The organism is Alloiococcus sp. CFN-8 (assembly GCF_049943125.1).
Lineage (GTDB): Bacteria > Bacillota > Clostridia > Clostridiales > Clostridiaceae > JAEXZL01.
This window is the reverse complement of record NZ_CP188040.1, coordinates 1,618,429-1,638,473: the sequence shown is the minus strand read 5'-3', so window position 1 is coordinate 1,638,473 and position 20,045 is coordinate 1,618,429. Positions and strand designations below refer to the sequence as shown.

Genomic DNA, 20,045 nt, shown 5'->3' with positions numbered 1-20,045 from the left:
TTTAATCTAAATTATAATTTTAATATCTTTGCTTTTATATAGTTTTTGTGTATTATTACTCTTAAAGGATAAATTAAGATAAGGAAGTGTACTAAAACCTATGAAAAAACCAATTGAGGCTCCAAGGGTCAGCATAGCACCTATGATAGATGTCACTGATAAGCATTTTAGATATTTTATGAGACTTATAACTAAGAAAGCCCTTTTGTATACAGAAATGCTCACCTGCGAAGGTATATTTCATGGGGATTCCCATAGGCTTTTAGATTTTAATGAAATAGAGCACCCAGTAGCTCTTCAGATAGCTGCAAGCTCCACGGAGCAAATCAAGAGAGCTATGCCTATCATCAATAAGTGGAATTATGACGAAATCAATTTAAATGCTGGTTGTCCCTCAGATAGAGTTTCTGGAAATCTCATGGGCGCTTGTCTCATGGCATATCCAGATCTGGTGAGAGATATGATAAAAACTATCAAGGAATTTACTGATAAGCCTGTTACCTTAAAGCACAGGATTGGAATAGAAGGAAGGAACATACTGCCTGCCTCCTTTAAGAGGACTCTACTGGATACCTATGAAGACATGGATAACTTTATTTCTATAGTTGATGAGGCGAGGCCTGATAGCTATATTATTCATGCTAGAATAGCAATATTGGAGGGCTTAAGCCCAAAGGAAAACAGGGAGATTCCCCCTCTACGTTATGAAGAGGTCTATAGGCTTAAGGATGAGCACCCTGAACTTAACATAGAAATCAATGGGGGCTTCAAGAACCTGGAGGCCATGAAGGTTCAAATGGCTCTTTTAGATGGGGTAATGATAGGAAGACTAGCCAAGGATAATCCCTTTTTACTCAGAGGAATAGATGCTCTCTATGAAGGTGGCAGCTTCAATTATATAAGCAGAAGAGAAATTATAGAAGAATATATTCCTTATATAGAAAGCTTAGAAGCTTCTAGAGAAAATTCCTACATGGCTATAAAGCACATGGATGGCCTCTTCACTGGAGTTCGTGGTAGCAAAAAATGGAAGCAGATAATAAATACCTCTGCTTCTCAGGGTATAAAGGCCTCAGAGCTTTTAAGGCTGTCCTTAAGGGAGCTTCCTAAGGATATATTAGACGAAAGATAATTAACTATTTTTTTACATAATGTTGTTTAATTCTTAATCGCCTCTTTATATTAATATGTGCATAATAGTAGATGTACACTAATAGGAAGGGGTGTTTTTTATGAATGAGGTAGTAAAGGTTCTTAACAACCATAAAAGTATAAGAAAATATAAGGATCAAGAGGTACCAGAGGAAATCCTTGATGCAATAATTGCTGGAGTTCAGAGAATGCCTAATTCTATAAATGCTCAGCATACTAGCATCATAGTTGTTAGAGATCAAGCTAAAAAAGAAAAATTAGCAGAGCTTGTGGGAAATCAGCCCTATGTTAAGGACTCACCAGTATTTTTGATATTTGTCATGGACTTCTACAAAACCTACCTGGCAGGTGAAAAAGCTGGTAATAAGCAGATTATCCATGAAAGTCTTGAAGGAATAATAGCAGGGACCTTCGACGGAGGCATGCAGCTGGGAGCAGCAGTAATATTAGCGGAATCCTTTGGTCTAGGCACTGTACCTATAGGTGGCATAAGGAGAAATCCAGAGGAGGTCATAAAGCTTCTAGGTCTTCCAGAGTATACCTTCCCTTTAAACGGACTGGTTATAGGTTATCCTGATGCTGACCCTGATAAAAAGATTAGAATGCCAATGCCTGGCTTCAGACATGAAGATGCCTATGATAAGACAAAAATCAATCCTTCCATTGATGCCTATGATGAGCAGATGGATCTATACCTAAAGAGCATAGGAAGAAAGGAAATAGAGGTAGATTACAGCACAAATACCTCTAAGATGTACAAAATCGTGTATTATCCTAAGGTAAAAGGAGTGCTGGAAAAGCAGGGCTTTAAAATGGATAAATAAAAATAATAAAAATAAATACCAAAAGGCATGATGGGAGGTTCTTTTTTAATAACCTCCCATCATGCCTGTTAATTTTTATTTTTAAGCTGTTTTACCGCAGCATTTTTTATATTTCTTTCCACTACCGCATGGACAAGGGTCATTTCTTCCAACCTTGTTCTCATTAACTACAGTCTTAGAGTCCTTATAGCTTTTCTGTATCTCTTTTCTCTTCTCTGGAGAGAATATACCTTCCCATTGTGGTAGATTAAAGAGATAATCTGCCTTTGCATCAAGCATATTGAAATATAGCTTTTCATAATCAATATCTAAGGCTAATTCTGTATCTGCCTCTACTGTCTCTAAATCATAAGGATTTTTAAGACTATCATTAATTCCATCTAAGAAACCCATGATAAATTCGTTAGTGGTTTTAAATTCCTCAGCCATTTCAGCTATAGTGATTGTCTTAACTTCTTCATGGTTAGCTAAGAGCTTTCTATAAATTCTTTCTTCAATGTCACTGTACTCATTCCAAAAAGCATTTTCACCCTTATGCTTTACATAATCAACCACCATATCAGTCCACTGCTTATATAAACTCATATCTTATCTCCTCTTTTTCGCAAATGTTAATTTGTAACTAATTTTACTCTATACTGAAATTAGATTCAAGACAATATAAGGCTTTTTCACTGCAATAATCGCAGGAAGTATCCTTATCTACCTTCATGAGATCAGGAGTTTCTTCTATTTCCAATAAAAAATCATCAAAGGCCATATCTACGTGCTCTTCACAGCAATAAATAGCTTTTTTCATCGGTATCCCTTCTTTACACTTTGTAATTACAGCTCTAGATAGCTGCTAGGTCCCTTTCTATCGGCCATATGTAATATCATATCACTTTCAACATTGATCTTATTTTCATTTAATATATTTAAAACCGTCTGATAAGCCAGCTCGGGATAATTATTAGTATTACTTAAATGTCCAAGAATTATCCTTCTGGGCTTAGACTCATCATGGATATCTACAAGAGCAGCACCACAGGCTTCATTGGATAAATGTCCTATTTCACTTAATACCCTCCTTTTTAGAGGGTAAGGATAGGGACCAAACTTAAGCATCTGAACATCGTGATTGCTCTCTAATAAAATCACATCGGAATCCTTTATATTATATTTAACCTCTTCAGTAAAGGTGCCTAGATCCGTAGCAACGCTGATTTTCTTCCCCTTTGATTGAAGGGTATAGCCCATAGGAGCAATGGCATCATGAGGGATATTAAAGCATATAATCTCCATATCCTTTATAGGAGTGACACTCCTTCTTTCAATGATTTTTATATTATGCTCCTTTATCTTCCCTATGGAAGGAAGCATGCTATTCCAGGTTGCTTCGTTAGCATAAATGGGTATGTCATACTTTCTAGACATAACTCCAACGCCTTTAATATGATCTGAGTGCTCATGGGTTATAAATATTCCATCTATTGTATGAGGGTCCTCATTAATCTCCTTCAAGGCAGCTTCAATATTCTTACCAGGAAGTCCTGCATCAATAAGCACCTTGGCACTATCACTGGCTACAAAAATACTGTTACCACTACTGCCGCTATACAGCGAGCAAATTCTCATATGTTCATTCCCCCATTAGTCATTTATTCTGCGTATATCCGCTCCTAAGCTTCTGAATTTATCTTCAATATGAGGGTAACCTCTATCTATATGCTCTATATTATATATTTCTGTTTCGCCATCTGCCATCATGCCAGCAATAACCATAGCTGCTCCAGCTCTTAGGTCTGTAGCCTTAACTACTGCTCCTGTAAGCTTTTCTACTCCTTCTAAGATGGCAATTCTACCTTCTACCTTAGCAGATGCCCCCATCTTCTTAAGCTCATCTAAATGCTTAAATCTGCTCTCCCATATGCTTTCAGTGATTATACTTCTTCCGGAAGCAACACAGAGCATAGCAGTCATAGGCTGCTGTACATCTGTAGGGAAACCAGGATAAGGAGTTGTCTTTACATTAACACCCTTTAGCTTGCCAGCAGATATTACCCTTATGCTGTCATCACCTTCTACTACCTCTACTCCAGCTTCTATAAGCTTAGCAGAAATAGACTCCATATGCTTTGGTATTATATTAGTGATGGTAACATCTCCACCACAAGCTGCTGCTGCAATCATAAAGGTTCCCGCCTCTATCTGGTCAGGAATAACACTATAAGCACAGCCCTTAAGGCTCTTAACACCTTTAATTTTAATTATATCAGTTCCAGCACCTCTAATATTAGCACCCATGCTGTTTAAGAAGTTAGCCACATCAACTACATGAGGCTCCTTAGCAACATTTTCTAGGGTAGTCACTCCTTCTGCCATGGTAGCTGCCAGCATAACATTTATTGTTGCTCCTACACTAACCACATCAAAGAAAATATTAGCTCCCACAAGCTTATCAGCCTTAACATTGGCTGCTCCATGCTCTATGGTAACTGTTGCACCTAAGGCTTCAAAGCCTTTAATATGTTGGTCTATGGGTCTTACACCTATAGGACATCCTCCAGGAAGCTCTACCTTTGCTTCCTTAAATCTTGCTAAAAGTGCTCCTATTAAGTAATAGGAAGCTCTCATTCTTCTTACATCCTCTGTACAGGCTGCTGTCCTTGTAATGCTTGTGCTGTCAATTTCAATACTATTTTTGTTTATTTTAAGTCCAGCACCAAGCTCTTCTATTATTCTTTCAAGGCAATGAACATCCTCTATATCCGGTATATTATCAATTACACATATTCCTTCACTAGCCATTATCGCAGCAGGAATAATTGCCACTGCTGCATTTTTTGCACCATTTATATCTACAGTTCCATTTAAGGAATTTCCACCTTTTATAATTAATCTTTCCATAATTTCCACCCTTGTCAAACTTGAATTATTTAATAACATCTTATCTTTCTTATCATTCATCTATTTACTAAAGCTAAATTTCTAATAATCAAATGTAAATTAAGTTTAATTTAAATCAAAACGCAAATAATCCTAAAAAACATAAAATTTTTTTGGACAATCTCATAAGTTTTATTATAACATAATATTCTCGTAGATTTATACCAAAGTTTAAGTATTTTATACAAAAAATATATGGTATTTTATTGATAATTTGCTAATTGAAAGAAACATTCTTAATTGATTAATAAATATCTCTTTATAATATTCGTGTAAACTTTTACCAAAATTAATAGCTAATAAAAAATGATCACTAAATTATAGTGACCATTTTTTATTAAAAATCAGATTATGATAAAATGCTAAAAAATAATTAGGAGGTATATTCCCATAACTAGGTATTGTATCACTAATAGCTCATGGTTATAGTTTTTACATTATCTTTTTAATTATACGTGTTTTTTTGTAAATGTTTATATGCTATAATTGTATAGAAGTATTTTACATAAGAGGTTAGGAGATACTATGAAATATTATTTAGTAGCATTATTTGACGATGAGTCCACTAAAACAATAGAAACAACACAAAAATCCCTATCAAAAAAATATAGGCTTTACAAAAATCTTCCTACTCTCCATATTACACTAGACATTGTAGAGGATCCAGATCTAAATAAGCTCGACCATCTTCTTACTAAAATAGTTAAGCCCTACTCAAGATTTAAAATAGAGCTGACAGATACAATGCTATTTGATGAAAGCCGTAAAGCCTTAAGCTTAAAGGTAGTAAGCAAGGGCTACATAAAAAGATTAGCAAGATCTATAAACGATACCTTAAAGCTTCATGGCTTCAATGTTAAGCCTGCACCAGAAAGTCCTGAGCTTCAGCTATCCTTATTAAGCGCTAACCATCCTCCAAGAGAATGGAATAAAATAGACCCTAGTAAGGGATACACAATTACCAAAAGGGACGATTTTTTTAGAATGCCTAAAGTATCAAGGATAGAGCTATGGAAGTCCAATAACAACAAAAAGGAAACTGTGGTTAAGAGCTATCCCCTGAGATATTTTTAATAAATGTAAGTTATGAATAAACAGAGTGTTTTTAAGCATCATATTTTATATGGTGCTTTTTTATATTGTTCCTTTCCATTTTACTGGGGTTTTTTCACTATTTTTTACAAATAACTGCTAAAAATCATAATAAAAAAATTTAAAATAAATTTATTTTTCTGTATTCGTTTACCCAACTTTTCATTTATCTTTATATTATGTAAAATAGAAATATCAGTGCCCAAAGCAGAGTAGGGGGATAAAATAATGGATTTAAAGAACCTTTTTAAGACGCAAGCTGAGAGAAACAAAAATTTAAAAGTTCTTACTAACTTAGACGAGTACAAACTAAATGCAAGAAAACTTCTAGCACTTAATGTCAGGGTAGGTAACCTCGCCAATGCTACCAAATGCTTCAAATACTGGGAGGACTCCGAAACTACAGATCCTGATTACATACTTCAAAAGTACATAAATGTTCTCAGCTGCATCCTAACTGTAGGAATGTTTAAAGGTTATACTAATATCGATTCTATAGAGATAAAATCTAATGATTATTGTTTAAGTGATCAATTTTTAAATTTATATGTAGATATAAATGATCTTCTTACTACTTCTTCTAAAGACCACTATATAACACTTATCGAAGACTTCTTGAGCATAGGTAAGAGTCTGGGCCTTACGGAAGAAATGATAATTAATGCTTATTTAAAGCAAGCTTAGCTCCTATTTTTAGGAGTTTTTATTTTTATATAATATAACTTTCCCATTAAGGTTAAACTACCCTTGAGGTGATTTAATAATGATGGGAATTATTTTTTCTATAATTGCAGGGGCTCTTATGAGCTTCCAGGGAATCTTCAATACAAAGCTCTCAGATAAAATAGGCCTTTGGGAAACCAATACCATAGTTCAGGGCAGTGCGTTTATCTTAACCCTTATAGCAGTGTTTTTCTTTGGCAAGGGCAGCTTTAAAGAAGTAAGAGACGTAAATAAAATCTATCTTTTGGGAGGGGTTTTAGGGGTACTTATCATTCTAACTGTTATGATTGGCATGAGAAATCTTGGTCCTACCTATGCTGTGGCAATAATACTCGTTGCTCAGCTTCTCACCGCTGCAATTCTTGAAGCCTTTGGCTTGTTTGGTGTAGCAAAGACAAGGTTTTCCTTCAATGAAGTCCTAGGAGTTCTAGTGATGATTGCAGGGATAGTAATTTTTAAATGGAGGTTCCATTAATAATTATTAATTTGCACCATAAACGTGCTACCTTTTTCGAGAATTTCATATAATATATACTGTAAGCATTTATGGAGATATTATATGATTTGGTTTAAGAATAAGCTTGAGGGTAATCTTGCCTACTCTTTAAAGAAGGAATATTACAAGAAGTACAGAGTACTTATCTATTGTACAAAATTCATTAATAACATAGAAAAAAAAATTACCTCCTATAGAGGTACTGTTCTATATACCTTAAAGCACTGCTCTATCATCTGTGCCATAATGCCAGCCAGCAGTATAATTCAGCTGATAGAATTTCCTGAGGTTAAGTGGGTAGCTAGAGACACCTACTGTTTCTTATGCGGAAAAGATGTTCATGGTGCCAATAAAATACGCTTTCCTGAAAGGTTTAAGCTCACAGGAAGGAATATTTCCATTGGAGTTATAGATTCAGGGGTATACCCTCATGGGGACCTGATAACTCCCTTCAACAGAATAAAAGGCTTCGTAGACTTAGTTGGAGAGTATAGATATCCTTATGATGATTATGGCCACGGCACCTATGTCTGCGGCATCATAGGAGGAAATGGTAGCCTGTCCAAGGGTATATATAAAGGATTAGCTCCCGAGGCTAACTTCTATTGCTATAAGGCTTTTAATTCCCTGGGAAAGGCTTATTCTTCAGCGGTTCTTTTCGCCTTAGAAAGTCTTATAGACACCTCAAAGGAACATAACATAAGAGTTCTATGCCTCCCCTTTGAGCTTTATAACAGCGATTTTTTAATATTGGAGGTCTTTCAAAAGCTCTTTACTATTGCAGCAGAAAAAGACTTAATAACTATAGTCCCTTCTGGGAGCAATCCTAATAAGGAAGGCACCATAGAGGGTATAGCCGCCCTTGCTGAGTGTATCACTGTAGGAGGCTTGGATACTACTCAGGGTATTAAAAGCTATTGTAACTCCTCCTGCGGGCCTGTTAATCGAGGGTCTAAGCCTGATATAGCTGCTGCTGCCGTAGATATCTGCTCCTTAAACACAAATAAAAACTACATTTCAGAAAAGAAAGGAATGAAGCTATATCCTTCTTCCTTATCAGAGCCTTACACTACCTTTACAGGAACCTCAGGAGCCTGTGCTTATATTACAGGCCTCTGTGCTCTTATCTTACAGGAGAGGCCTGAGCTAAAGTACAAGGATATCAAGGCGCTTTTAAAGGTGGCCTCCAACAGCTGCGACCTTCCTAGGTATCAGCAGGGAGAGGGTATGGTTGACATTAAAAAGCTTTTTAAGGAAATATAAATATTATTAAATATAAGATAAAGACAACCGGAAAAGTGTGCTATCCATGTTGAGATAACACCATAAAGCTTTTCCTGTTGTCTTTATTTATTGTCTTTATTTAAGCTATTTAATTTTGTTTTTTACTTAAATTATTCTATTATATGATCAATTATTAGGCTGAAGACTTTTTAATGGCAGATAATTTAGAGAGTCCTTGGCCTCACCATTTACCCTCACCTCGAAATGAAGGTGTGGTCCTGTACTTCTGCCTGTATTTCCTACTAGGGCAATGACCTGGCCCTTTTCTACCCTGTCTCCTGCCTTTACCTTCAGCTCACTGCAGTGGCCATACAGGGTTTCAATCCCTTCTCCATGATCTATTAAAACCATGTACCCATAGCCGTCCTCAAAGCCGGCTTCCTTTACAGTTCCAGTTAAGGCAGCAATTATAGGATCCCCTATATCTGCAGCAAAATCCGTGCCCTTATGAAGCCTTCCCCAGCGTACCCCATAATTAGAGGATATACTTCCTCTTGAAGGAATTGCTATTACCTGAGCTAGATTATCCTCAGATATTTTCATTCCTTTAGTTATTAAGGTATCCTTGGCTTCCTTTACAATATTCTCGTTAATTATCTCTTCATATATAAGGCTATCATTATTATATATAAGCTTCTTCTCAACTTCCTTCAGACCTTCTTCACCCTGCTGACTTTTTTCCTCTCCATAATTTAACTCCTCTGAATTTTGTATTACTACCTTGGGAGCTATAGCTTCATTATAAGACTTCTTAAGGGTGGTCTGAATATTAAGCTTCTCCATCTCTGCAAGCTCAATAAGATTATTTAATGCGAGCTCCATGGTGTCTATTTCCCATGGATGACACTCTACCTGTTCAAAGTATATATCTTCTTTTATTTCGATGCTTTCTACAGAATTACCTGATAGAGGCAGCTTATTAACATAATATGCCTTTATGTTATTTAATAGCCTTTCTGCCTCCTCATTATTTAATACTGTTGCCTGGGGAACCCCCTGTACCACTAAGCTTATGCCGTTAATCTTAGCATTGAAGAGAGTAAAAAATTTGTACAGCAGGCTCTCTCTCTCCTCTGAGGGGCTATTATTTACCTTATACTCAATAGATGTGTTGCTTGAAAACAGCTTAATTTCCTTTACCTGATGGTAACCATAGTCCTTACCTCTAGTAAAGGTTGAGTCTGACCCTTCCACAAAAAAATCTAGATTAACAAATAAGAAAGGGATGACTAGGGCAAGAATAAGCATAAAGGATTTCTTTAGCTTATCCTTGCACCGGTGATAATTTTCCATATTCTCACTCCTTATTTATTTAAAGGATTGAAATTAGTCAGCATACTCATTAATTGTTCCCACTTTTTTGTTATATATTCACATTGCATACAATATTGGCAATACTACCTTAATTTATATACTTATTGAGAGTATCCTTTGGGTCTGTTATAATTAATTACACTAATGGCTATGACAAAATTTCAAATTAAATATTATAATATAGGTAAAGGAGGTGTAGAAGCTTATGAGTACTTTCATGCTAAAGAACTCCGCTACAGGCTATACTCCCGTAAGCAATATCTTTATAGATAAATATATGCCAAGGGCCAGAGGAGAATATATAAAGGTATATCTTCTAATGCTAAAATATAGCGCTTCAGGAGAGCTCGGGGTAAGCTCAAATATAATAGCAAATAATCTAAATTTATTAGAATCAGATATAATAAATGCTCTTAATTACTGGAATGAAGAAGGGGTTATTAAATTTGCTCCTATTGATAAGGTAGGTAATTTCAATATAGAATTTGTTCCCTTGGAAGAGGAAGCTTCTGTGAATGATAGTAAGCTAAATCTTCTAGATGCTCTTACCTCTGGAGGAACGAAGGAAATGCTCAAGGAAATTGAAAAGCTCCTGGCTAGGCCTCTCTCCTCTAAAGAAATGAGCTCTTATTTAAGCTGGGAAAAGGACTTTAACTTTTCCTCTGAGTTAATTCTGCTTTTAGTAGAATACTGCGTTTCTAAGGGAAAGAGCGATACCAGGTACATTGAAAAGGTGGCTATTTCCTGGCATGAGGCTAAAATCGCCTCTATTGAAGAAGCACAGCAGTATATTAAAAAGAGCGAAGATAAATGGATGAGAATCCGAAAGGTTTTATCCTATTTGGGTATAAAAAATACTGAAATTATGAAGCCTCAAGAGGATATGATGGATAAGTGGCTCTCCACCTACAACTTTTCCCTAGAGGTTATCTTTAAGGCTTGTGACATCTGCTTCGAGAGGCTTAACAGAGCGGATTTTAAATATATTGATGGAATATTAAACAGCTGGTTTAAGGACAATATAAAAACCTTAGAGGATATTGCCTTAAAGGATAATAAAAAGGATAGCACCACATCGAAAAGAAAGGTGTCTCCTAATATAAAAAATGAACTTCGCTTTAATAACTTTGACCAGAGAGTATATGACTACGATAGCCTAGAAAAGAAATTATTAGGATGGGATAAATAATGATCTATGGATACCACAGCGAAATAATGAAGCAATATGAAGCTATAAGAGAGGATGAAAGATTGGCTCTTCAAAAAAGAAAGGAAGAGCTAGAAAAAAATCATCCAGAAATCATGGACCTAGACAGAAAGATAGCTAAGCTCAGCATAGAACTCTCCCTATCCTTTATAAAGCATAAGGATAAGGTGGAGGAAAGAGTTACAGAGCTCCGTAATAAAATAACAGATCTTAGGGCTCATAAATACGAGCTTCTTGTAGCCTCCGGCTATGACACCCAATATCTAAACCTTCATTATCGCTGTCCTAAGTGTCAGGACACAGGTTATATAGGGGTAGAAAAATGCCACTGCTACAAAGAAAAGCAGATCAGCCTTTATTATAGAAATTCTGAGCTTCAGGAATGCATTAAAACCGATAACTTCAATAATTTCCGTCTAGATTACTATGAGACCCATAGAATTGGAGAAGAGAAGTATTCCCCAAGGAAAAACATGGAGCTTATCCTAGAAAAAATTCAGGGAGAATATCTTCCTAATTTTCATAACCACAGCGATAATATAATGTTCTATGGAAACTCCGGTACAGGTAAGACCTTCCTCAGCCATTGTATAGCTAAGGAGCTCTTAGATAAGGGTAATCTAGTAGTTTATAGAACCTCTGAGGATCTCATGAAGAACCTCAAGGATATTCGCTTCAATAATAACAAGGATTTAGAGAACTTATTAATAAACTGCGATCTTTTAATTATAGATGACTTAGGAGCTGAGCTTTTAAATGACTATATAGTTACTGAGCTGTTTAACTTTTTAAATGAAAAGCTCCTTAAGAGAAAGAAGATGCTCATCTCCACAAACCTCACCCTAGGTCAGCTTTCTAAATGCTATACAGAAAGATTGTCCTCAAGACTTTATGGTAACTTTTCAATCTTCAAGTTTTATTCCGAGGACATAAGGGTAAAAAAGAATCTATCAAAAATGAACAGATAGCTTCATAGCTAGTTATATAAGGAGGTAAGCCTCTATATGAACATTCAGATCTTCGGTACCAAAAAATGCTTTGATACAAAAAAGGCTGAAAGGTACTTTAAAGAGAGAAAAATAAAATTCCAATTCATAGACCTTAATGAGAAGGCCTTAAGCAAGAGAGAATTAGAAAGTGTTAGGATTTCTGTAGGCGGTGTTAAGGAGCTTATCAACGAGAAATCAAAGCTCTATGAAAGCTCCAACATAAAAAGGATTATGAATAATAGTGTTAAGGAGGAAATTCTTCTAAAGAATCCTCTTCTTCTAAAAACTCCCATTGTGAGAAACGGAAAACAAGCCACCGTAGGCTATAAGCCTGAGGTATGGCAGGAATGGGAATAAAACATCATTAATGCGATTCCACTTTTGGCAACAGCCGATTAAGAAGTATTGAAACCAAACTAGCTTAACGTTGGTAAACAGTTGAGAAGCAAAACAACGTGTACTGCAGAACTTGCGGTACACGTTGTTTTTTTATATTTATTTTCTGGTTAGGAATATAAAGCATTATCCACCCTATTTTATGCATCCTCAAAATCCTCGTTTTGAGAAATTAGTCAAAGTCGCCGCTAGAAAAAATGTTTGTCATAGCATTGAAAGCATCATCTTCTACTTTAACGCATATATCCATCATCCCCTGAAATCTTACATATCCCCCCTCATACAACCTAAGGTGAATTGTCATTCCGTTATTCATCAGGAAATATAGATGCCAGATTTCTTTATCATATAAGTCTTCATCCTCATTTAAAGTAATATCATCTGTTGGCATGAACTGGGCTGCATTAAGGGAATGAACAAAGCTACTAACCGTTTCTTCGTAACCTCTATCTATCGCAATAGGGTCACCGCTACTATTGAACCATTCACTATAGCTTTGATACTGTACAGTATTGTAGTTGCCAGCAAGATGAAGACGAGTATCAAAAAGGTCAGCCCCTGTTTTCAACGTCAATCCATTATTGTTAATATATGTGGATACCGATCCATCTTCATGTTCCATGCAAAGCATGAAACTTGGATCAAAGCCCTTAACAGAATAGAAATCTCCCCCGACACTTCCTGCCAGCTCCACATATCCATCTTTGGAGGTCCATTCATCTATCAAGCCTGTTGCTGTACCAAGGTATTCATCGATAAAATCCACCTCCCCATATATCCATTCATACTGCACATAACAACGCTCCTGATATATAAAGAATCCTATCATATCAGCTTCTACATTATCGGACAAAGTAACGTTCAGAGGTGGAATTGTAACGCCATCCTCAGACAACGTGATGCCCTGATTGGGCTTTATAGGCGTATCATCATAGTATCTCCATGCAAAAGCGCCTCCGATAATAAGGAACAAGCAAACTGCAATCGATCCCCACCTGACCCAACCACGGTTTTTACCTCCCCGTTTTATGGGAGTAGCTTCCTCAATATATTTCTCGTCTACCTGTCCCAGGGCATTTAAAATCCGTTTATTCTTCATAGGACCACTCCTTCTTTCTCCAAAATCTGTTTCAGCTTTTTCCTTGTCCGAAGCAAAGACATTTTCACTTTGCTTTCACTGACTTTAAAGTCCGCAGCAATTTCTTTTATGGAACTTAAATACCAATATCTCCTCATGAAAATCTTTCTTGTTTCTATGGACAAATCACCAAGAAAACTATTAAAAATCTCTATTAATACCATATCATCAACAGCCTGTTCCACTCTGTCCCATGAAGGGACACACTCTTTCAGTTCATCAAGTGCAAGTGGCACTTGACCTGCGCCGCGCTTTTCGGCGGTATACTTCTCATATTTGTGCAAGGAGAGGTTGCGGGTAATTTTGCCTATGAAAGTAGATAGTTTATTGGGACGATGCGTTGGCATAGCACCCCAAGCTTTCATGTACGTATCGTTAACACATTCCTTGCTATCTTCATCATTGTACAGGATATTGAAAGCGATATAATAACAATACCTGCCGTACTTGTCCGCAGTTTCGGATATAGCACTTTCTGAGCGCGCCCAATATAAATCTACAATCTGCTTATCTTCCATATGCTTCTCCTTTCTCGTTGTGATAAGGCCTTTCACTCTAATACACCGGAAAATCTCCCTCTGCGTCACAATATCTTCCAAAAATATATCTTTAGTTTACTCACCTTTCAGAATAACATCAAGTTACTTGTAACTTTATTGAAATAAATAAGGAAATTATTCAAATAAATTGAAATAACCTATTGCATAACATCATATAATAGACATATAATATAACTGTACTATGTATAATAGTACAGTTAGGAAGGAGAGGAAATATGCTTGTTATTGATAGGTTTTCACGAAAAGCTATTTATGAACAGATTGTAGAAGGAATAGAACGTGAAATCTTAACTCTGCTATTAACTGAGGGAGATCAGCTTCCCTCCTTAAGAGAGCTTTCATCCAGCCTCAGTATTAACCCAAACACCATACAAAAGGCTTACATGGAGCTGGATAGAAGAGGAGTTATAGCTTCTGCACCGGGAAGGGGTTATTTTGTAGCCCCAGGAGCGCAGGAGATTATTCGTTCTAATCTTTCTAAGAAATTAGAGGATATAGAAAGCACCACATACGAGCTGGCCCTGGCAGCTATTCCCAAGGAGCAGGTTATAGCTGCTGTAGAGGATGCTTACAAGAGAGCTCACACTAAAGGCAATAAGGGAGGTATGGATTAAAATGATATCAGCACAAAATGTTACCATGAAGTTTGATGACTTCACTGCTATAAATAACCTGAGCTGCCAGATACCCAATGGCTGTATTTATGGTCTTGTGGGAAGCAACGGCGCAGGAAAATCGACCTTTTTGAGATTAATAAGCGGAGTATATAAGCCTCAAAAGGGACAGATATTAATCGACGAGGAAACGGTATACGAAAATCCTGTTACTAAGAATAAGCTTGTATATGTACCTGATGATCTTTATTTCTTACCTCAGTCTAATATGAGTAAAATGGCCAATTTTTACAGCGCCTTATATGATAAGTTTAGCTTTGAAAGGTTTAATAATTTAACTAAAACCTTTGGCTTGAATCCATCAGCTAATCTCAACACCTTTTCCAAGGGTATGAGAAGACAAGCTGCCACTATATTAGCTTTATCCACCATGCCTGAGTTTCTTTTCTTTGATGAAACCTTTGACGGCCTAGATCCAGTGATGCGTAACTTAGTAAAGCAGGTTATTTATAATGATGTTCTTGAGCGCAAGACTACCACCATAATAACCTCCCACTCTCTTAGAGAACTAGAGGATACCTGCGATCAGCTGGCTCTTCTCCATAAGGGAGGCATAGTCTTCGAAAGCGACATTCAGGATCTAAAAACCTCTTTATTTAAGGTTCAGGTTGCCTTTAATTATCCTTATAAGAGAGAGCTCTTTGAGGGTATTGATATAGTAAGCTACTCCCAGCTAGGCTCTGTATGTAACTTTATTGTAAGAGGCAGCAGAGAAGAGACAATAGCCAAGCTTAAGACTCTTAATCCAGTGCTTTTAGACGTCCTTCCTCTAGGGCTAGAAGAAGTATTCATATATGAAATGGAAGCCTTGGGTTATGCTTTCAAAGAAATTTTGATGTAGGGAGGGATAAATAATGAAAAATTACTTTAATATTAAACTATATAAGGAAGGTCTTAAAAAAGTTAGACTTTTAGGTATAGCAGCAGCAATGGTCTCCATCCTTCTCTGCTCTATTATCCCAATTATTAATATGGTTGAAGGCTCAAGAGTCTCCTATAAAGCTATTGATGTAGTGACCATTTCAGAATTTGCAGTACCATTAGTCTTAATAATGTTTATAACTCCACTTTTTGTAATCTCCATGTTCTCTTATTTAAATGAAAGAAGCAAGTCAGACTTTTATCATTCAATACCCTATAAGAGAACCTGTGTTTACTTTAGCTTTTTAGCTTCTATACTCACATGGCTTTGGGGAATTATTATAGCCACAACCTTAATCACAGGAATACTTTGGACAATAAATCCTTTGGCAACCTTCAGCGCATCAGTTTTATTTTTGCTCCCAGTTATTTATATTCTGGCAACCACAATGATAGCAGGGTTCTTTACCATAGCCATGACTCTTACAGGCACTCCTGCATCAAACATCGCTATAGGAATATTACTTATGACCTTCGTTAGGATTACAGGAGCTCTGTTCACCAGCAGCGTTAATACTGTTGCTCCTATTTTTGATATGAGCTATTCCATTGGCGCCTTTTTAGAACCAACCTACTTCTTACCTATAGGTATTTTAGCTTCAGCTCTAGGAGTTACTGATCCTTCACAGGTATACTCTAATATACCTATGCTTTTATATTCTTTAGTAATTTCAATAGCACTTTTGACAATTGGAGCTATTCTCTATAAGAATCGTAAAAGTGAGATGGCTGGTAAGAGTGCGCCATCAAAGCTTCTGCAAAATGTATACCGCTGTGCTATTACCCTTCCCTTTGCACTAGCACTAGCAAGTATTTTAATAAGCAGTCATTATAGAGAATATGGTATAGACATACCAACAGTATTTATATTTACCTCAATTACTCTATTGGTATATTATCTTTATGAGCTTATCACTACTAAGAATGTTAAAAACATGCTTAAAGCCACTCCATATCTTCTTGTGGTAGCTGCAGGAGCATTGCTTTTCACCCTTTCTCTAACGCTAATACGAAGCTCAGTGCTTTCTGAGGATTACAGTAGCAGTGACATAGCTACAGTAGCCTTTTATAATCAACAAGACAATTATTCCACTTCTTTTGAAGATATTGCTGTAGCGGGAATTGGCATACAAGACTCAAGAGCCTCAGAAATAATAGCAGCTTCCCTTAAGGACTCTATTGAGGCTGTTAAAAACAATAGCTTTTATGATTCTTCAAACTCTACGGGATCTGTTTATTATCAATATATTTATACTGAGATTCAGCTGGCCTCTAATAAGGTAATAGGTCGCTATTTAAGAATTTCAGAAAAGGATTATAACGAGCTTATAGGAATCTTCTCTGAGTCTAAAGAATATAAGGAGGCCTATCTGTCATTACCATCCTCCGAGGAGGTAAGCGACTCCTGGATAATGTATCTAGAGAATACCGAAGACTCTATATGGAAAACCTTCCAGGAGGAATATAAAACTCTATCTAATGAAGATAAACTAAGGATTAAGCAAGGCAGCTTTGAAGAAAATGCCTTGTTCCTGGATGTTACAGGAGAAAGTAATATGAAGAACTTCCACTCCAGCTATTTAATTTCCCAGGTTACTCCTAAAACTCTTGAAAAATATCTAGAAGCTTTAAATAACTTCAAGGCAGAGAATATTAATGGTACCCAGAAGTCAAATAAAGAGAGAATTGTTGAATATCTCACAGCAATAACACAGGAAACGATAAAAAAAGGTAAGAATGAACAAGGTGAGTTAAATATAAACATAATCTATAATAGTGAAAATGAGGATCTTTTGAATAGGACATTACTCAGTTATGATGCTTCAGAGAAGGAATGGACTAATCTCATGGAGATAGCCTCACTGATTTTAGAAGAGAGTAATAATCCAGTTGATGTAACAAAACCCTTCATGATTATCAATGTAGATTATTATAATTATTCAACAAATAAAGAAGACTTCTTTAATGGAAGTGCATCCTTTAATCTTTCAGAAGCCAATATGGAAAAGGTTAAAGAGCTTTTAAAGTAGATATAGCTTTGTAAAATAAAAGCAATGTTTAAATTAGACGTTGAAATAAGCCTTAAATAGATTTCTTAGGAGGACTGACTAAATTTGAGAAATAAGTATTTATTAGTATTATGTATTTTTCTTATATTAGGTTTTACAGGCTGTAGTAAGTCAAACACAGATATTAAGCAGTATCTTAATAGCGGCAATATTATTGATACACCAGCAAAAGAATTTATGCCTTCTATTGATAATTTACCGAAATCTAAGGGTATATCATACAATTATAATAGTAATTCGAAAATATTCTTTAAATCAGAGACAATAACACTTGTTGTTCAGTATGATGGAGAAACCTATGAGAAGGAAAAAGAAAGGTTAACCAAAGCATATAATTTCTTAGAAGAAAAAGCCGCTTCAGATCCTGAGGAAATTAGGTATTATGTTCCTGAGAATGAGTTTTCTATAAGCAATTTTGACTTTAAGGTAGCAGATGACAAAGACAATTATAAGGCAGATTACCCAAAGTCCTTTGGTATGGTTGGAACCTCTGATAAGAAAAAGAGTATAGCATATTTATATTTCTATGACTCTGACCTGGATTATATAGATGATGATACCGAAGATCCTATGGCTAGTTTTGTAAAAGAGTACTTTAAATATGATTTTTAAAACCAGAATAAATATGAGATATATTAATCCTTTAATAATTTTTTTAACACGCAAAAAAAAAGCACTTGAGTAATCAAGTGCTTTTTTTGGAGCTGGCAATAGGAATCGAACCTACAACCTGCTGATTACAAGTCAGCTGCTCTACCGTTGAGCCATGCCAGCAAATGGCGACTCAGAAGGGGCTCGAACCCTCGACCTCCGGCGTGACAGGCCGGCACTCTAACCAACTGAGCTACTGAGCCATATATGGTGGGAACAACAGGGCTCGAACCTGTGACCCTCTGCTTGTAAGGCAGATGCTCTCCCAGCTGAGCTATGCTCCCCCATTAATGGTGACCCCTAGGAGAATCGAACTCCTGTTACCACCGTGAAAGGGTGGTGTCTTAACCGCTTGACCAAGGGGCCTTATTATATTTTTTTAAAATGGCGACTCAGAAGGGGCTCGAACCCTCGACCTCCGGCGTGACAGGCCGGCACTCTAACCAACTGAGCTACTGAGCCGCATGTGGTGGGAACAATAGGGCTCGAACCTATGACCCTCTGCTTGTAAGGCAGATGCTCTCCCAGCTGAGCTATGCTCCCACAATGGTGACCCCTAGGAGAATCGAACTCCTGTTACCACCGTGAAAGGGTGGTGTCTTAACCGCTTGACCAAGGGGCCTTACTTTGTCATTCTGTCGCCTCGGCGACCCGACATAGATTATAATACACAAAATCCTCAAGAGTGTCAACAACTTTTTTCAAAAAGATTTTAGGAATATATATCCAAGCCATAAAAAACAAAAATTAAGAAGTCTGTATATCCTTGTAAAGACTTTTTACTTGCTTTCTTTAAAAGGTAGACTAAGCAATACGGAAAGGGAATAAAAGTTTTTATACTATTCTTGTAGATAGTTTACTATCCCCTCATAGACCTTTTTAAAATAAGCTCTGCCATGGGGTACTAAACTTTCAAAGGCTATGGTATAGGCTGCTGCCTTGTTGTTACCACCTTCATCTAAGGTTATCCCATGCCCCTCTACCTCCAAAACATTTCCTTCTATAAGCTCCTTAAACCTTGTAAGCTCTATTTCTACTAATGCCTCAACCTCTTCTTTCTGTAGAGTATAATGCAATAAGGGCTTATTACATTCATAGATATAAAGGTAAGCAAATTGATAATCCATTAAATCCTTTTTTTCCTTCTTTTGCTTAACTATCTCCAAAAAGGTAAGCTCTGAATAATCTACAGAAATACCTATCTCCTCATAAATCTCTCTTACCCCTTCCTCTATCTCTTCCCCTGCTCTTATATGTCCTGCAGCAGAAGTATCAAAAAGACTAGGGTAGTTATCCTTAAGGGGTGATCTTTTTTGAAGGATTATATAGGTTTTATCTTTTTCCCTTTTAAAAAGCCAGCACTGAATTACCTTATGCCACAGGCCTCTCCTATGAGCCTCTCTTCTAGGAGCAATCCCTATATGCTCCATCTTTTCGTCAAATATATCAAAGCATTCCTCCTCAGCTGTGGAAGGATGTGCTTTAAACAGCTCCTTATCATCCATAACGAAACCTCCTGAACTAATATATAAAGCCTGCACCTTCAGGATCAAAACTTATGTTATCCTTTAAAAGGCAAACCTCTTTTATTGCTTATATAAGATAAAATACCATACTTCTAAATAGT

Annotated in this window: 21 protein-coding genes and 7 tRNA genes; 13 read left to right on the top strand and 15 right to left on the bottom strand. The window is 36.5% G+C overall.

Annotation, left to right across the window (positions count from 1 at the left end):
- The first annotated feature begins 100 nt into the window (after positions 1–100).
- Positions 101–1,132, top strand: a complete 1,032-nt coding sequence (dusA, locus tag ACPWSR_RS07415) for a tRNA dihydrouridine(20/20a) synthase DusA (RefSeq protein ID WP_426351043.1) — start codon at positions 101–103, stop codon at positions 1,130–1,132.
- Between the two features lie 100 nt (positions 1,133–1,232).
- Positions 1,233–1,976: an NADPH-dependent oxidoreductase gene (locus tag ACPWSR_RS07410; protein ID WP_426351042.1), complete on the top strand. Its 744-nt coding sequence runs from the start codon at positions 1,233–1,235 to the stop codon at positions 1,974–1,976.
- An 81-nt stretch (positions 1,977–2,057) separates the two neighbouring features.
- On the opposite strand, the gene ACPWSR_RS07405 is transcribed toward ACPWSR_RS07410, so the two are convergent.
- Genes ACPWSR_RS07405 through ACPWSR_RS07390 form a run of 4 tightly spaced genes read right to left on the bottom strand, consistent with a single transcriptional unit; the run spans position 2,058 to position 4,865 of the window.
- Positions 2,058–2,561 (bottom strand): SEC-C metal-binding domain-containing protein, encoded by a 504-nt coding sequence (locus ACPWSR_RS07405; protein ID WP_426351041.1) that lies wholly within the window; start codon positions 2,559–2,561, stop codon positions 2,058–2,060.
- 43 nt (positions 2,562–2,604) lie between these two features.
- Positions 2,605–2,775, bottom strand: coding sequence for a CxxH/CxxC protein (locus tag ACPWSR_RS07400; protein ID WP_426351040.1), 171 nt, complete (start codon positions 2,773–2,775; stop codon positions 2,605–2,607).
- A gap of 26 nt (positions 2,776–2,801) precedes the next feature.
- Positions 2,802–3,593 carry an MBL fold metallo-hydrolase gene (locus tag ACPWSR_RS07395; protein ID WP_426351039.1) on the bottom strand — a complete coding sequence of 264 codons (792 nt, stop codon included), beginning with the start codon at positions 3,591–3,593 and terminating at the stop codon, positions 2,802–2,804.
- Positions 3,594–3,608: 15 nt separating this feature from the next.
- Positions 3,609–4,865, bottom strand: a complete 1,257-nt coding sequence (locus ACPWSR_RS07390; protein ID WP_426351038.1) for a UDP-N-acetylglucosamine 1-carboxyvinyltransferase — start codon at positions 4,863–4,865, stop codon at positions 3,609–3,611.
- Positions 4,866–5,429: 564 nt separating this feature from the next.
- Here ACPWSR_RS07390 and ACPWSR_RS07385 point away from each other — a divergent pair.
- The 4 genes from ACPWSR_RS07385 to ACPWSR_RS07370 all read left to right on the top strand — a co-directional run bounded on the left by ACPWSR_RS07385 (position 5,430) and on the right by ACPWSR_RS07370 (position 8,478).
- Positions 5,430–5,978: a 2'-5' RNA ligase family protein gene (locus ACPWSR_RS07385; protein WP_426351037.1), complete on the top strand. Its 549-nt coding sequence runs from the start codon at positions 5,430–5,432 to the stop codon at positions 5,976–5,978.
- Between the two features lie 246 nt (positions 5,979–6,224).
- On the top strand, positions 6,225–6,680 hold the full coding sequence (locus ACPWSR_RS07380) for a dUTP diphosphatase (RefSeq protein WP_426351036.1): 456 nt from the start codon (positions 6,225–6,227) through the stop codon (positions 6,678–6,680).
- 79 nt (positions 6,681–6,759) lie between these two features.
- Entirely contained in the window at positions 6,760–7,194 is a 435-nt protein-coding gene (locus ACPWSR_RS07375) for a DMT family transporter (RefSeq protein ID WP_426351035.1), read from the top strand.
- 84 nt (positions 7,195–7,278) lie between these two features.
- A complete protein-coding gene (locus tag ACPWSR_RS07370; protein ID WP_426351034.1) occupies positions 7,279–8,478 on the top strand; it encodes a S8 family serine peptidase in 1,200 nt (399 codons plus the stop codon).
- Positions 8,479–8,625: 147 nt separating this feature from the next.
- On the opposite strand, the gene ACPWSR_RS07365 is transcribed toward ACPWSR_RS07370, so the two are convergent.
- Complete coding sequence (locus ACPWSR_RS07365) at positions 8,626–9,792, bottom strand: peptidoglycan DD-metalloendopeptidase family protein (protein WP_426351033.1); 1,167 nt, start codon at positions 9,790–9,792, stop codon at positions 8,626–8,628.
- 226 nt (positions 9,793–10,018) lie between these two features.
- On the opposite strand from ACPWSR_RS07365, the gene ACPWSR_RS07360 reads away from it, so the two are divergent.
- From ACPWSR_RS07360 to ACPWSR_RS07350, 3 genes are read left to right on the top strand one after another with little or no spacing between them, the layout of a single operon-like run.
- Positions 10,019–11,002 carry a DnaD domain protein gene (locus ACPWSR_RS07360; RefSeq protein WP_426351032.1) on the top strand — a complete coding sequence of 328 codons (984 nt, stop codon included), beginning with the start codon at positions 10,019–10,021 and terminating at the stop codon, positions 11,000–11,002.
- Positions 11,002–11,988, top strand: coding sequence for an ATP-binding protein (locus ACPWSR_RS07355; protein ID WP_426351031.1), 987 nt, complete (start codon positions 11,002–11,004; stop codon positions 11,986–11,988). The genes ACPWSR_RS07360 and ACPWSR_RS07355 overlap by 1 nt, the downstream gene beginning before the upstream one ends.
- Positions 11,989–12,024: 36 nt before the next feature.
- Positions 12,025–12,366: an arsenate reductase family protein gene (locus ACPWSR_RS07350; protein WP_426351030.1), complete on the top strand. Its 342-nt coding sequence runs from the start codon at positions 12,025–12,027 to the stop codon at positions 12,364–12,366.
- A 211-nt stretch (positions 12,367–12,577) separates the two neighbouring features.
- Here the strand turns inward: ACPWSR_RS07350 and ACPWSR_RS07345 are convergent, their stop codons facing one another.
- Both ACPWSR_RS07345 and ACPWSR_RS07340 read right to left on the bottom strand, forming a co-directional pair.
- A complete protein-coding gene (locus ACPWSR_RS07345; RefSeq protein WP_426351029.1) occupies positions 12,578–13,504 on the bottom strand; it encodes a hypothetical protein in 927 nt (308 codons plus the stop codon).
- Positions 13,501–14,061 carry an RNA polymerase sigma factor gene (locus tag ACPWSR_RS07340; protein WP_426351028.1) on the bottom strand — a complete coding sequence of 187 codons (561 nt, stop codon included), beginning with the start codon at positions 14,059–14,061 and terminating at the stop codon, positions 13,501–13,503. Before ACPWSR_RS07340 ends, ACPWSR_RS07345 begins: the two co-directional genes overlap by 4 nt.
- Positions 14,062–14,318: 257 nt before the next feature.
- Here ACPWSR_RS07340 and ACPWSR_RS07335 point away from each other — a divergent pair, with 257 nt between their 5' ends.
- The 4 genes from ACPWSR_RS07335 to ACPWSR_RS07320 all read left to right on the top strand — a co-directional run bounded on the left by ACPWSR_RS07335 (position 14,319) and on the right by ACPWSR_RS07320 (position 18,379).
- Entirely contained in the window at positions 14,319–14,717 is a 399-nt protein-coding gene (locus ACPWSR_RS07335) for a GntR family transcriptional regulator (RefSeq protein WP_426351027.1), read from the top strand.
- A 1-nt stretch (position 14,718) separates the two neighbouring features.
- Positions 14,719–15,618: an ABC transporter ATP-binding protein gene (locus ACPWSR_RS07330; protein ID WP_426351026.1), complete on the top strand. Its 900-nt coding sequence runs from the start codon at positions 14,719–14,721 to the stop codon at positions 15,616–15,618.
- Positions 15,619–15,631: 13 nt separating this feature from the next.
- Positions 15,632–17,728 (top strand): hypothetical protein, encoded by a 2,097-nt coding sequence (locus ACPWSR_RS07325; protein ID WP_426351025.1) that lies wholly within the window; start codon positions 15,632–15,634, stop codon positions 17,726–17,728.
- Positions 17,729–17,812: 84 nt separating this feature from the next.
- The gene (locus ACPWSR_RS07320; RefSeq protein ID WP_426351024.1) at positions 17,813–18,379 is read left to right on the top strand and encodes a hypothetical protein; all 567 of its coding nucleotides are present in this window, start codon (positions 17,813–17,815) and stop codon (positions 18,377–18,379) included.
- An 87-nt stretch (positions 18,380–18,466) separates the two neighbouring features.
- Here the strand turns inward: ACPWSR_RS07320 and ACPWSR_RS07315 are convergent.
- The 8 genes from ACPWSR_RS07315 to ACPWSR_RS07280 all read right to left on the bottom strand — a co-directional run bounded on the left by ACPWSR_RS07315 (position 18,467) and on the right by ACPWSR_RS07280 (position 19,923).
- A tRNA-Thr gene (locus ACPWSR_RS07315) sits at positions 18,467–18,541 on the bottom strand.
- Between the two features lie 3 nt (positions 18,542–18,544).
- A tRNA-Asp gene (locus ACPWSR_RS07310) sits at positions 18,545–18,621 on the bottom strand.
- 5 nt (positions 18,622–18,626) lie between these two features.
- Positions 18,627–18,702 (bottom strand) — tRNA-Val (locus ACPWSR_RS07305).
- A gap of 7 nt (positions 18,703–18,709) precedes the next feature.
- Positions 18,710–18,784: transfer RNA gene (locus tag ACPWSR_RS07300), tRNA-Glu, on the bottom strand.
- Positions 18,785–18,803: 19 nt separating this feature from the next.
- Positions 18,804–18,880, bottom strand: a tRNA-Asp gene (locus ACPWSR_RS07295).
- 5 nt (positions 18,881–18,885) lie between these two features.
- Positions 18,886–18,961: transfer RNA gene (locus ACPWSR_RS07290), tRNA-Val, on the bottom strand.
- Between the two features lie 4 nt (positions 18,962–18,965).
- A tRNA-Glu gene (locus ACPWSR_RS07285) sits at positions 18,966–19,040 on the bottom strand.
- A 217-nt stretch (positions 19,041–19,257) separates the two neighbouring features.
- The gene (locus ACPWSR_RS07280) at positions 19,258–19,923 is read right to left on the bottom strand and encodes an NUDIX hydrolase (protein ID WP_426351023.1); all 666 of its coding nucleotides are present in this window, start codon (positions 19,921–19,923) and stop codon (positions 19,258–19,260) included.
- Between the last annotated feature and the right edge of the window lie 122 nt (positions 19,924–20,045).